This window comes from Variovorax sp. GW821-FHT10C12 (assembly GCF_059415405.1).
The window spans coordinates 320580-333357 of record NZ_JBWKNE010000005.1 but is presented as its reverse complement, the minus strand read 5'-3'; the positions used below and the strand labels follow the sequence as shown (position 1 = coordinate 333357).

Here is a 12778-nt window from a genome sequence, read left to right as displayed (position 1 = left end):
CGGTTCCATGCATCGCAGACGTTTTCTCGCCGCCTCGGCCGCGGCGACGGCCGGACTCGGCCCTCTCCTTTCCTTGCCTTCCACCGCCCTGGCCGCCGAGAACGGCGTCAGCGACGGCGAGATCGTGCTCGGCCACACCGGCATCCTGAGCGGGCCGCTGGGCGTGCCGATCAAGGTCGTGATGGCCGGCGCCGGGCTGGCCTTCGACGCGGTCAATGCGCAGGGCGGGCTCGCGGGCCGCAAGCTCAGGCTGGTCTCGCTCGACGACGAGCTCAAGCCCGAGAAGGCGGTTGCCAACTACGAGAAGCTGCTCGCCGAACACCGCGCCTTCGCCTTCTTCGGCTGCGTGGGCTCGGGCACCACGGCCGCCGCGGCCAAGGTGCTGGGCCAGAGCGGCGCGCCGATGGTGGGCGGTTATGCGGTGTCCGATTCGGCGCGCGAGAAGGTCGCGGGCGCGGGCTACTTCGTGCGCGCCACCTTCGCGCGCGAGGCGCAGGCGCTGGTGCAGCACCTGAGCACCATCGGCGTCTCGCGCATCGCCGTCGCCTACCTGGACAACCCCGGCGGTGCCGAAGTGGCGCGGCTGGTCGAGGCGGCGCTCGACACGCTCAAGCTCAAACCCGTGGCCGCGGTGCCCGTCAAAGGCGACGGCACGACCAACGAGGCCGCGGGCAAGGCGCTGGCCGACAGCCAGGCGCAGGCCGTGCTCATGTATTTGGGCGGCGGCATCGGCGGCGAGGTCATGAAGAGCGCCTGGACCGCGGGCGGTCGCCAGATGTTCTACGGCATGTCGATCGTGCCAGGCGACGTCACGGCCAAGCTCGTCGGCGACAAGACCAGCGGCCTGGCCATCTCGCAGATCGTGCCCTACCCTTGGAGCGAGGTCGACGCCACCGCGCGCGAGTTCCGCCAGCTGGCCGAGCGCGCCAAGGTCGACATCGGCTACCTCAGCTACGAAGGCTATGTGAACGCGCTCGTGATGATCGAGGCCCTGCGCCGCACCGGCCGCGACCTCACGCGCGCCAAGCTGCACGCCACGCTGAAGGCGATGAAGCTGCGCATCGGCAACATGGAGATCGACTTCACGGGTGCGAGCAACACGGGCTCACGCTTCATCGAGATGGTGCGGGTGACGAAGGAAGGGCGGTTCCTGCGTTAGGGACAGAGAGGCCGGCGTCGCTCACAGCCCCAGCTGCGTGAGCGCCCAGGCCACCGTGCCCAGCTGCATCACGTTGAGCACCATGCCCGCGATGTGGAGCTTGCGGAACTGCACGATCGACGTGACCGTCGCCGGGATCGTGTGGCGCAGCAGGTCCATGCGCGGAATGATGAGCCAGCGGCGCAGCGCGAACGCCAGGCCGGCGATGAGGGCCATGCCGACCGCGAAGAAAGGCTTGCCGCACCACGCGTAGCTGAGCGCCGCCGCGCTCGCGGTGAACACCACGGCCACGTAGTACACGTTGAACAGGCCGCGGATGAAGCGCGAATCCAGCGGGGTGTCGTGCGAGAGCACGAGCAAGGGCAGCGAGCCCATCATGAAGAACCCCATCCAGACCAGCAGGATGACGGTCGCCATGAGCGCAACGACGATGGGAAGCATCTTTGAAAACCCTCCGCGGCGCGCAAGCATACGCCCGCTCGGGCGTGGCGTCTCTCGGCGCTTACACAGCGCGTGCGGCCGCCGGCACCCGCGCCCCGCCATCGGCCACCAGCGCCGCGCCGGTCACGAACGAGGCTTCGTCGCTGGCCAGGAACAGGCAGGCGGCGGCCATCTCTTCGGGCGTGGCCATGCGGCCCAGCGCGATGCGCGCTACGGTCTGCATGCGCGCGGCGTCTTCGTCGATGCCGCGTTCGGCGGCCAGGTCGCGCATCTCCTGGCGGCTCATGGGCGTGTCGACCCAGCCGGGGCACAACGCGTTCACGCGCACGCCCTTCGGCCCGTAGGCCTGCGCGGCCGAGCGCGTGAGCGCGACCACGCCGGCCTTGCTGGACGCATAGCTGGCCATGCCCGCGCCGGCGTTGAAGGCCGCGACCGAGGCGATGTTGACGATGGCGCCACCGCCCTGCGCGACCATGCCGGGCAGCACGGCGCGCTGGCAGCGCATGGTGCCGCCAAGGTTGACCTCGTGCAGCCGCTGCCAGTCGCCGTCGTCGATGTCGGCCGCGTCGTCATTGCGGACGATGCCGGCGCAGTTCACGAGCACGTCGATGCGCCCGAACGCGGCCTGCACCGCGGCCACGGTGGCGCGCACGGCCGCGTCGTCGGTCACGTCGCAATCGAAGGCCGGGCCCTCGCCCACCGGCTGCGGGCGCGGCCAGCCGGCCACGGCGACGCGTGCGCCCTCGGCCGCGAAGCGCGCGGCCACGGCGGCGCCGATGCCGGTCGCTGCACCGACGACGAGGCAGGCCTTGCCGTGCAGGCGCGCGCTCATGTGGGCTGCTCCGCGAAGAACGGGCTTTCAGGCAGCGTCGAACCGCCATCGACCACGATCGTCTGCCCCGTGATGTAGCGCGCCGCCGGACTCGCCAGGAAGCGCATCGCGTAGGCAATGTCCTCGGGCCGCCCCAGTTCGCCGGCCGGGATGTGGCGCGCGATGCGCGCGGCCTTCGCCGGGTCGGACAGCAACGAGCCGCCCTGCTTGGCGATGTAGCCCGGCTCCACGCCGTTCACGGTGATGCCCTCGCGCGCGTACTCCAGCGCCGCGGTGCGGATGAAACCGTTCACGCCGGCCTTGCTGGCCGCGTAGTGCGCGCTGCCCGGCATGGCCACGCGCGGCCCGGTCACCGACGAGGTGACGAGCAGCCGCCCGCCGCCGCGCGCGCGCAGGTGCGGCGCAGCGGCCTGCGTGAGCCAGAAGCAGGCCTTGAGGTTGACGGCCAGCGTGTGCTCGAGCTGTTCGTCGGTCATGACGTCGATGGCGGCCCAGGGGTTCACGGCCGCGTTGTGGACCACGATGTCGAGCGCGCCGAACACGCGCACCGCCTCGGCCACCGCACGCTCGGCTTCGTCGCGCCGGCCGATGTCGCAGGCCATCGCCTGCGCGACGAGGCCGCGCGCACGCAGCTCTGCCGCCACGGCCTCGCCCGCGCTGCCGGTGCGGTTGGCGATGAGCACCGAGGCACCGGCTTCGGCGAACACCTGCGCGATGGCCGCGCCGATGCCGCGCCCGCCGCCGGTGATCAGCGCGACCTTGCCCTGCAGGCCGAAGAGATCGGGCGTGCTCATCCCTTGCACTCCCGCACGAACTCGGCGAAGGCCGCGTTGTGCTCGTCCACCTCGCGCTCGGTGGTGCCGGGGCAGCACAGCATCATGTTGTGGAAGGGCGTGATGAGCACGCCGCGGTTCATCATGTACAGGTGCAGCAGCGCTTCGAGTTCGCCGTCGCGCGTGCGGCGCACGTCGCTCGCGTTGTGCGGCGCGTCGGCGCAAAAGAGCGTCTCCACGCGCGCGCCGACCTGCGTCGCGTGCCACGGCAATCCCGCCGCGGCGATGCTGGCGTTGACGCCTTCGGCCAGGCGCTGCGCAAGCACCAGCATGCGATCGAAGGCCTCGGGCGTGAGCACCTGCGAGAGCACCGCGCGCATCACGGCCACCGTGAGCGCGTTGCCCGCCAGCGTGCCGCCGAAGCCGGCGTGCGCCGACTGGCGCTTCGTGGGGTGCAGCTTGGGCAGCACCTGCCAGACGCGCTCGGCGGTCTCGGCACTGAGGCCGAAGGCCGCGGCGGGAATGCCGCCGGCAATCGCTTTGCCGATCACGAACATGTCGGGCTCGAGCCCGTGCTCGCGCGTGTAGCCGCCGGGCCCGCTGGAAATGGTGTGCGTCTCGTCGATGACCAGCAGCGTGCCGGTCTCGCGCGTGAGGCGGCGCAGCGCGTCGTGAAAGCCGGGCGCGGGCGCGATCATTCCGTAGTTGGTCATGGCCGGCTCGGCCAGCACGCAGGCCACGTCGCCGGCGCGCAGCGCGCGCTCCAGCGCGGGCACGTCGTTGAACTCGACCACGGCCGACAGCTGGTCGTGCGGAAAGCCGTTGGGGTGGATGTCGTTGCGCATCGCGACGGCGCCGTCGCGCAGCTCCACGTGCGCCTCTTCCACCGAGCCGTGGTAGCAGCCCGAGAACACCAGCACGCGCGGCCGGCCCGTGACCATGCGCGCCAGGCGGATGCAGGCGCGGTTGGCGTCCGAGGCCGAGGTCGTGAGGTTCCAGTACGGCAGGCCGAAGCGGCGCGACAGCTCTTCACCGACCCAGGCCGCATCGTCGGTCGGCAGCATCAGCGAGCTGCCCACGCGCGCCTGCCGCGTGAGCGCCTCGACCACCGCCGGGTGGCCGTGGCCGCACATGCCGCCGGTGTCGCCCAGGCAGAAGTCGGCATAGCCGTTGCCGTCCACGTCGACAAAGCGCGCGCCGTAGGGCAGCTGCGCGTCCTGCACGTACAGCGGCCAGCCGCCGATCCAGCGGCGCATCCAGTGCGAGGGCGCGCCGTAGAGCCAGGCCTGTTGGCCTTGCGCAAAGCGTTCGCCGCTGCGCGCGTGGGTGCGCGCATAGCGCGCCTGTTCGGCCTGCATCAGGGCCTGCACGCGCTCGCGCGGCACGGTGGGTTCGAAGGTCGGGGTCATCGCAAACTCGGTCAAAGGGAAGAAGAAGGAGAAACGCCCAGCATCGAGAGCGCCTGCGCGTAGCTCGCACCCGGATGCATCACGTCGAAGTGCACGGTGCGCAGGCCCACGCGCTGTGCGCCGGCGATGTTGCGCAGCTGGTCGTCGACGAACACGCAGGCGTCGGCGGGCAGGCCGAGCTGGTCCAGGCACTGCTGGTAGGCGCGCGCATCGGGCTTGAGGATGCCGGTGTGCGTGGCGTCCACCACCACGTCGAAGGCGCTCATGAAGGGCAGGCGCTGGCGAAAGCCTGCGCCGTAGAACAGGTCGAGCTCGTTCGACAAAATCGCGAGCCGGCAACCGGCGCGCCGCGCCGCCTCGATGGCCGCGAGGGCCTCGGGGCGGATCGCGGCCTCGGGGTCGGCGCCGCGCGCGCGCTGCACGAAGGTCTCCATGCGGTCCCAGCGTTCGCCGACCAGCGCGCCCACTTCGCGGGTGCGCGCCATCCAGTAGTCGCGCTCCGAGAGCTTGTCGGCCTGCATGTCGCGCCACAGCGGATCGCTCGCGAGGTCGAAGGGGCCGCGCCAGGTGAGCGCGCCGCGCGGCAGCGACAGCGCCTCTTCGGTCAGTGCGTGGGTCTCGAAGAGCGTGCGGCTGATGACGCCGCCGAAGTCGAGCACGAGGGCTTGCGTACCGGGGCTCATGCGCGGCTCCCTGCAGGCACGGTGCCGTCGGCCACCCAGGCGTCGAACACCTGCAGTGCGGCGTCGCAGAAGGCGCTGTCGTTGATGTGTGCGTCGAGCTCGACGAGCCGCGCAGGATCGACGCTGCCGCGCAGCGCCTCGGTGAAGGCCGCGAGGCCTTCGGGGTCGTGCAGCGGCTCGCCCGGGCGGTCCCAGCCTTCGATGCCCTGCAGCGGCATCAGCAGGCAGGTGGCCCCCTCGGCGCGCGCAAGGCGGCGCGCGATCTCGGCGGCCACGCCACGGCGGAACGCGGGCGCGCTGAGCGCCGAGGCCAGCAGCCGGTTGTGGATGTGCGTGGGCCGGCCTTCCAGGCCTTCGGGCGTGGACTGCCAGGCCGGGTAGTCGAGCATGTCGATGGCGCCGGGCGCGACGATCTGCGGCGTGCCCGCGCGGCCCGCGCCGAGCAGGCGATCAGGCCCGGCCGTCACGCACGAGCCGCCGAGCTGGTTGGCCAGCTCCTGCAGGCTGAAGTCCATCACCGCGCAGAAGCGGCCCTCGGCGGCCAGCGCCTCGAAGGCGCGCCCGCCCATGCCCGTGGTGTGGAACACGGCGACCTCGTAACCACGCGCCTCGAGCGCGGGCTTGAGCGTCTTCATGTAGGTGAGCGCGCTGGAGCCCAGCGAGGTCATGCCCACCAACGGCTTCTGGAAGGCCGGCACGCAGGCCTGGCGGCAGGCGCCGAGCACCGCGCCCGCGGCCTGGCTCAGGGCCGAGCGGCACAGGCTGTTGAGGCCGTAGAGCCCGCCGGCCCACAGCACCATGATGAGGTCGGGCGGAATGCGCTCGGGCGGCAGCAGGTGCGAGTAGGCGATGGTCGACACCAGCACCTTCGGCACGCCCAGCGGCAGCGCCTGCGCCACGTCGAGCGCGAGGTCGGTGCCCATGGTGCCGCCCAGCGCGAGCAGGCCGTCGATGCGGCCCTCGGCCTGCCAGCGCGCGGCGAGCTTCGCGGCGCCGCGCGCCATCAATGTCATGGCGCTGTTCTCGTCGCCGCTGGCCGCCACTTCGGCGACCGTCTTGCCCGCGGCGGCGGCCACCTCGGTGTTGGGAATGTCGGGCGTGAAGGGCGCGCCGTCGAGCACGCCCACGTCCATCACGACGACACGGCCGCCGCCGGCCTCGATGCATTCGCGCATGAACAGCAGCTCGGCGCTCTTGGTGTCGGCGGTGCCGATCAGCAGGATCGTGGGCGATGCACTCACAGCGTCGCTTCCACGTCGGCGAACGCACCTTCGAGCGCATCGACCATGAAGTCGACCTCCTCGCGCGTGATGACCAGCGGCGGCGAGAGGATGAGGTTCGGCCCCGAGATGCGCACCATCAGCCCGCGCTGGTAGGCCGCCTGCGCCACCTTCGCGGCGATCGGGTTGCCGCGCGGCAGCGTGGTGCGCGTGGCCTTGTCGGCCACCATCTCGATGCCCAGCATGAGGCCCATGCCGCGCACGTCGCCGACGAAGCTGAACTTGTCGACGAAGGGCCGCACGCGCGCCTGGAAATGCGCGCCCACGCGCGCCGCGTTGCCGGGCACGTCGAGCGCCTCGATCTGGTCCAGCGTGGCGAGTGCCGCAGCTGCGGCCACCGGGTGCGCGCTGTAGGTGTAGCCGTGGCCCACCGCGGCCTGGCCCGTGGGGTCGTTGAGGAAGACCTCGGCCACCTTGCTGCCGATGGCGGTGGCGCCCAGTGGCACGTAGCCCGACGAGATGCCCTTGGCCAGGCACCACAGGTCGGCCTTCACGTTCCACAGCCGCGTGCCGAACATCGCACCGCCGCGGCCGAAGCCGGTGACGACCTCGTCGGCGATGAGCAGCACGCCGTACTTGTCGCAAATCTCGCGCACGCGCGGCCAGTAGTTGGGCGGCGGCACGATCACGCCGCCCGCGCCCTGGATCGGCTCGGCGATGAAGGCGGCCACAGTGTCGGGGCCCTGGAACTGGATCTCGCGCTCCAGCTGCATGGCGCAGATCTCGCCGAGTTCTTCCGGGTCTTGCGTGTAGGGGTTGCGGTACAGCCACGGCGTGTCGACGTGAAAGCACCCGGGCAGCAGCGGCTCGTAGGCACGGCGGAAGTTCAGGTTGCCGTTCACGCTCATGCCGCCGAAGTGCACGCCGTGGTAGCCCTGGCGCAGCGCGATGAACTTGAAGCGGTCGGCCTGGCCCTTGAGCTTCCAGTACTGGCGCGCGAGCTTGAGCGCGCCCTCGACCGCGTCGGAGCCGCCGTTGCTGAAGAACACGGCGGCCACGCCGTCGGGTTCCATGGTCTTGACCAGGCGCGCCGACAGCTCGATGGCGCGCGGGTGCGTGGTGCCGCGGAACACGTTGTAGAAGGGCAGCTCGTCGAGCTGCGCAACGATGGCGTCGCGCACCGGTTGGTTGCTGTGGCCCAGGTTCGCGGCCCACAGGCCGCCGACGCCGTCGAGCATCTTGTGGCCGTCCACGTCCCAGATCCAGCAGCCCTGGCCGCGCGCAATGATGTCGGGCTTGCTCTTGAGCATGGCCTGCGGATGCGCCATGGGGTGCCACAGGTACTGGGCGTTGTCTTGCTTGAGCGCCGCCACAGCGGCGGCTTCTTTCGTTGTCATGCAGGTCTCCGGAAGTGTTCGATGCGCGTGCTCAGGACGGCACGCCGACGGTGAGGGTCTTGACCTCGGTGTAGTGCAGCAGGCCCTCGGCGCCCATCTCCTGGCCGATGCCGCTTTCCTTCCAGCCGCCGAAGGGCATCTCGGGCTGCGAGACGCCGAAGTGGTTGATGCCGACCATGCCTGCCTCGAGCGCGTCGCCCAGGCGGTGCGCGGTGTGCAGGTCGCGCGTGAAGGCGTAGGCGCCCAGGCCGTAGGGCAAGGCATTGGCCTGGGCGATGGCTTCGTCCAGCGTGTCGTACGGCTGCAGCACGGCGATGGGGCCGAAGGGCTCCTGGCGCATCACGCGGCTGTCGGCCGGTGCGTTCGCGATCACGGTGGGCTCGAAGAAGAAGCCGGGGCGCTGCACGCGGTGGCCGCCGCACAGCAGTTGCGCGCCGCGTTCCACGGCGTCGTTGACGAAGCGCTGCATGTCCTCGATGCGGCGCGCATGCGCGAGCGGGCCCATCTGCGTGGCCGGGTCGGTGCCGTCGCCCAGGCGCAGCGCGCGCGCGGCCTGCACGAAGGCCTCGCTCCATTCGCCGAAGCGCGCGCGCGGCACGTAGAAGCGGATCGGCGACGCACACACCTGGCCCGCGTTGCGGAACTTGGCGGCCAGCGACTGCTTGAGCGCAAAGGGAAAGTCGGCGTCGTCGCAGACGATCACCGGCGCGTGGCCGCCGAGTTCGCCGGTGAAGCGCTTCACATGCCGCGCCGCCTGCTCGCCCAGCAGCTTGCCCACGGCCACCGAGCCGGTGAACGACACCTTGGCGATCGCCGGATGGTCGATGAGAAACGACGACACCTCGGCCGGGTCGCCGCACACCATGTTGAGCGCGTCGGGCGGCACGCCCGCGTCGAGAAAGGCGCGCACCAGCAGCATGCAGGTGCCCGGCGTTTCTTCCGCCGGCTTGATGACCACGCTGCAGCCCGCGGCCAGTGCGCTCGCGAGCTTGCGCGCCGGCAGGTTGGCCGGAAAGTTCCACGGCGTGAAGGCCGCCACCGGCCCCACGGGCTGGCGCATCACCGACTGCGAGAGGATGCCCTCGACGCGCGGCGGCACGAGGCGCCCGTACAGGCGCTTGGCCTCTTCGGCCTGGAAGTCGATGATGTCGGCCGACAGCGTGACCTCGCGCAGCGATTCGGCCAGTGGCTTGCCTTGCTCGAGGGTGAGCACGTGCGCAATCGTCTTCGCCTGTTCGCGGATGTTCTGCGCGGCGGTGCGCAGGATGTTGCAGCGTTCGAGTGCGCTCTTGCCGCGCCACTGCACGAAGCCGCGGCGCGCGGACGCGGCCGCTTCGGCGAGTTCGTCGCGGCCGGCCAGCGGCAGCTGCGCGATGGTGGCTTCGGTGGCGGGATTGACGACCGCGCGGCGGCCGCCGGCGGTCTGCGTGCGCCATTGGCCGGCGATGTGCAGTGCGAGTTCGGGGTAGTCCATGCCCTGCACGATAGGGAGCGAGCCCCTTGCCGTGTTATCGAAAACTGGCAAACCTCGCGCAGCCTCGTGCGTGATGCGCAAAGGCCTTCCTATACTGTCCGCGCCGATCTTCTTTCACGACGCCTCCACGCCACGACCTCACCGTGCCCCGTTCACGCACCCCTTCCCGACCGAGCGCCAAGGCCCTTCCCAAGGCACGCAGCAATGCCGCGAGCGCCCCGGCCTTCGACCTCGAGACCTTCCTGCCCTTCCAGCTCTCGGTGGTCGCCAACCGCGTGAGCCAGACGGTGGGCCAGTCGATCGCCAGCCGCTTCTCGCTGCAGATTCCGGAGTGGCGCATCGTCGTGGTGCTGGGCAAGTACGGTGCGCTGTCGGCGCTCGAAATCGCACAGAAGACGAGCATGGACAAGGCCCGCGTGAGCCGCGCGCAGCACCGGCTGGTGGACCTGGGGCTGGCCAACATGCACCCCTCGGCCGACGACCGCCGCAAGGTCATCGTGTCGCTCGAGGAAGAAGGCCTGGCGCTGTACCGCGACATGGTGCCGCTGGCGCACGACACGGCGCAGCGCCTGTTTTCTCAGCTCACGGCGGACGAGCGCCAGGTGCTGCAGACCATCGTGCAGAAGCTGTTCGACAGCACCACCGGCTTCGAGCCCAGCGGCGAGCTCGAATAGGCCACGCTCGGGTGGCTTAGGGGTTTGCCCTGTCACTTTAAGATCGTTGTCAACGAAACAATCTGGTCTGGAGATTGCTTCCGGCACGGGTCTTCGCACCCCTGCCACCGCTTCGCCGGACCGCCATGACCAGCCAGACCGCCTCCGTTCTTCCTGCCCCCGCCCCCACCGTCGCGACGCGCTGGACCCTGTCCACGCACGACATCGACGCCTACGCCAGCGGCCAGAACGGCTGGCACCTGGCGTGCGACATGCTCTCGGGCGGCAGCTTCGCCGGCTTTCTCGACCACGTGCAGCTGCCCGGCCTGCGGCTGGTGCGCGAGACCACCAACCGCGCGCTGCGCCAGCACGGCGAGATGAACCCCGACTGCTGCGGCTTCGCCCTCACCTGCCGGCAGGACGGCGAGGCGCGCTTCTCGGGCCAGCGGCTGGACACCGAGTCGGTGATGGTCGGGCGCTGCGACGAGCTCGACCTGTGCAGCCCGCCGGGCTTCGAGCTGACGGGCATCGTGGTCGACAACGCGCTGCTGCAGTCGCTCACCGAGCGCCTGAACGACCGCGCGCCGCCGGCCTGGCTCGAACGGCGCGTGGTGCTGCACTTCGACGACCCCACCATGCAGTCGCTGCGCGGCACCTTGCGCGGCGCCTTCAGCGCACTCGACGCGATGCCCGGCCTGCTCGACGACCCCGTCGCCACGGTGCAGCTGCGCGACGACGTGCTGCTGGCCTGGCTCAACGCGCTGCCCGAAGACGTCGACCTGCGCGAGCTGCGCTCCACCGAGGCGCACCGCCGCGTGGTGCGCCGCGCCTGCGAGCTGATGATGTCGCGGCCCGACGAGCCGCTGTCGATGCTGCAGGTGTGCAGCCGCATCGGCGCGAGCCAGCGCAAGCTGAACTACTGCTTCCAGGAAACGCTGGGCCTGAGCCCCGCGCGCTACCTGCGGGCGCTGCGCCTCAACGGCGTGCGCCGCGCACTCAAGCGGCCCGAGTCGCGCTCGGTGCAGGACATCGCGGCGCACTGGGGCTTCTGGCACCTGAGCCAGTTCGCGACGGACTACCGGCGCCAGTTCGGCGAGCTGCCCTCGCAGACGCTGCGCGGCGCGGCGCTCACGAGGCACTGATCCGGTGCACGGGCCGAGGGGAATCCCTCGGTTTTCGGGGCGCCAGTTTTGCCGTTTTTTGATACCTGCTTGCGGAGGCGGTCGCTATCGTTGACCGCCATATGTCCGCCACGCTGCCACCCCTTCCCAGCGCCCGTTCGCTCGCCGCCGCCCTGCAACGCCGCAAGCTCTCGTGCCGCGAACTGATGCAGACCTGCCTCGCGCGCATCGAGCGCCTCAACCCGCAGGTCAACGCGCTCGTGTCGCTGCAAGCGCCCGAGGAGATGCTGCGCCAGGCCGATGCCTGCGATGCACAGTTGGCGCGCGGCGACGCGGTGGGCCGGCTGCACGGCTTCCCGATGGCGCCGAAGGATTTCGTCGCCACCGCCGGCCTGCCGACCACCATGGGCAGCCCGGTGTTCGCGAAGCAGGTCACACCGCACGACGCGATCATGGTCGAGCGCCTGCGCCGCGCCGGCGCGCTCTTCGTGGGGCGCAGCAACACGCCCGAGTTCGGCCTGGGCTCGCACACCTACAACACGGTGTTCGGCACCACGCGCAACGCATGGAACCTCGACCACGCGGCCGGCGGCAGCAGCGGCGGCGCCGCCGTGGCGCTCGCGCTGCACATGCTGCCGGTGGCCGACGGCAGCGACATGATGGGTTCGTTGCGCAACCCTGCGGCCTGGAACCACGTCTACGGCCTGCGCCCGTCGCTGGGCCGCGTGCCCACCGGGCCGGGGCCGGAGCTGTTCTTCCAGCAGCTGGGCTGCGAAGGACCGATGGGCCGCACGCCCGAGGACGTGGCCTGGCTGCTGTCGGTGCAGGCCGGCTACGACGCGCGCTCGCCGCTGAGCCTGGCCGGTGACGGCGAGGCCTTCGCGCAACCGCTCGATGCGGAACTGCGCGGCCAGCGCATCGCGTGGCTCGGCGACCTCGGTGGCCACCTGCCGATGGACCCGGGCGTGATGGCGCTGTGCGAATCGGCGCTGCGGCATTTCGACACACTGGGCTGCAGCGTTGCGCCCGCCGTGCCCGCTTTCGATTTCAACGCGCTGTGGACCGCCTGGCTGCGTCTGCGCGGCTTCATCGTGGCCGGTGCGCTGCGCGGGCTGCATGCCGACCCGGCCACGCGCGCGCAGCTCAAGCCCGAGGCCTGCTGGGAGATCGAGCAGGGCGAACGCCTGAGCGCCGCCGCGCTGCATGAGGCGGCCGTCACGCGCACGCAGTGGCATGCCGCGCTGCTGAAGCTCTTCGAACGCTTCGACTTCCTGGTGCTGCCGGCCGCGCAGGTGTTCCCGCTGCCGGCCGATGTGCACTGGCCGCGCGAGGTCGGCGGTCGCGCCATGGACACCTACCACCGCTGGATGGAAGTGACCATCGGCCCCTCGCTCGCCGGCCTGCCCGCGATGGCGATCCCGGCCGGCTTCTCGCAAGCCGAGGGCACGCGCGGCCTGCCGATGGGCCTGCAGCTCATCGGCCGCCCCGGCGCCGACCTCGACGTGCTGCGCATGGCGCACGGCTGGCACCAGGCCGTGCCCTTCGCGAGCGTGCAGCCGCCGCTGCTGCTGCAGTAGCAAGCCCCCTGTTTCCCGTACTCCGACACATCTCACACA

The 12778-nt window shown here is 71.0% G+C and carries 12 protein-coding genes; 4 read left to right on the top strand and 8 right to left on the bottom strand.

The annotated features are described in order from the left end of the window. The first annotated feature begins 73 nt into the window (after positions 1-73). The gene (locus AC07OH_RS22850; RefSeq protein ID WP_495302222.1) at positions 74-1159 is read left to right on the top strand and encodes an ABC transporter substrate-binding protein; all 1086 of its coding nucleotides are present in this window, start codon (positions 74-76) and stop codon (positions 1157-1159) included. A 21-nt stretch (positions 1160-1180) separates the two neighbouring features. Here the strand turns inward: AC07OH_RS22850 and AC07OH_RS22845 are convergent, their stop codons facing one another. The 8 genes from AC07OH_RS22845 to AC07OH_RS22810 all read right to left on the bottom strand — a co-directional run bounded on the left by AC07OH_RS22845 (position 1181) and on the right by AC07OH_RS22810 (position 9388). Further along, a complete protein-coding gene (locus AC07OH_RS22845; protein WP_492683466.1) occupies positions 1181-1600 on the bottom strand; it encodes a hypothetical protein in 420 nt (139 codons plus the stop codon). Between the two features lie 61 nt (positions 1601-1661). Continuing rightward, positions 1662-2432: an SDR family NAD(P)-dependent oxidoreductase gene (locus tag AC07OH_RS22840; RefSeq protein WP_495302221.1), complete on the bottom strand. Its 771-nt coding sequence runs from the start codon at positions 2430-2432 to the stop codon at positions 1662-1664. Beyond that, a complete protein-coding gene (locus tag AC07OH_RS22835) occupies positions 2429-3226 on the bottom strand; it encodes an SDR family oxidoreductase (protein WP_495302220.1) in 798 nt (265 codons plus the stop codon). Before AC07OH_RS22835 ends, AC07OH_RS22840 begins: the two co-directional genes overlap by 4 nt. After that, positions 3223-4614, bottom strand: a complete 1392-nt coding sequence (locus AC07OH_RS22830; protein ID WP_495302219.1) for a transaminase — start codon at positions 4612-4614, stop codon at positions 3223-3225. The genes AC07OH_RS22835 and AC07OH_RS22830 overlap by 4 nt, the downstream gene beginning before the upstream one ends. An 11-nt stretch (positions 4615-4625) precedes the next feature. Next, entirely contained in the window at positions 4626-5297 is a 672-nt protein-coding gene (locus tag AC07OH_RS22825; protein ID WP_493195425.1) for an HAD-IA family hydrolase, read from the bottom strand. Further along, positions 5294-6538: a Tm-1-like ATP-binding domain-containing protein gene (locus tag AC07OH_RS22820; RefSeq protein WP_495302218.1), complete on the bottom strand. Its 1245-nt coding sequence runs from the start codon at positions 6536-6538 to the stop codon at positions 5294-5296. The genes AC07OH_RS22825 and AC07OH_RS22820 overlap by 4 nt, the downstream gene beginning before the upstream one ends. After that, positions 6535-7914 (bottom strand): aminotransferase class III-fold pyridoxal phosphate-dependent enzyme, encoded by a 1380-nt coding sequence (locus AC07OH_RS22815; protein WP_495302217.1) that lies wholly within the window; start codon positions 7912-7914, stop codon positions 6535-6537. The genes AC07OH_RS22820 and AC07OH_RS22815 overlap by 4 nt, the downstream gene beginning before the upstream one ends. 31 nt (positions 7915-7945) lie before the next feature. Next, a complete protein-coding gene (locus tag AC07OH_RS22810; RefSeq protein WP_495302216.1) occupies positions 7946-9388 on the bottom strand; it encodes an NAD-dependent succinate-semialdehyde dehydrogenase in 1443 nt (480 codons plus the stop codon). Between the two features lie 143 nt (positions 9389-9531). On the opposite strand from AC07OH_RS22810, the gene AC07OH_RS22805 reads away from it, so the two are divergent. From AC07OH_RS22805 to AC07OH_RS22795, 3 genes are all read left to right on the top strand, one after another. Next, complete coding sequence (locus tag AC07OH_RS22805) at positions 9532-10062, top strand: MarR family winged helix-turn-helix transcriptional regulator (RefSeq protein ID WP_495273105.1); 531 nt, start codon at positions 9532-9534, stop codon at positions 10060-10062. Between the two features lie 125 nt (positions 10063-10187). Further along, positions 10188-11183 (top strand): helix-turn-helix domain-containing protein, encoded by a 996-nt coding sequence (locus AC07OH_RS22800; RefSeq protein WP_159273608.1) that lies wholly within the window; start codon positions 10188-10190, stop codon positions 11181-11183. A gap of 101 nt (positions 11184-11284) precedes the next feature. Further along, positions 11285-12739: an amidase gene (locus AC07OH_RS22795; protein WP_495302215.1), complete on the top strand. Its 1455-nt coding sequence runs from the start codon at positions 11285-11287 to the stop codon at positions 12737-12739. Positions 12740-12778: the final 39 nt, after the last annotated feature.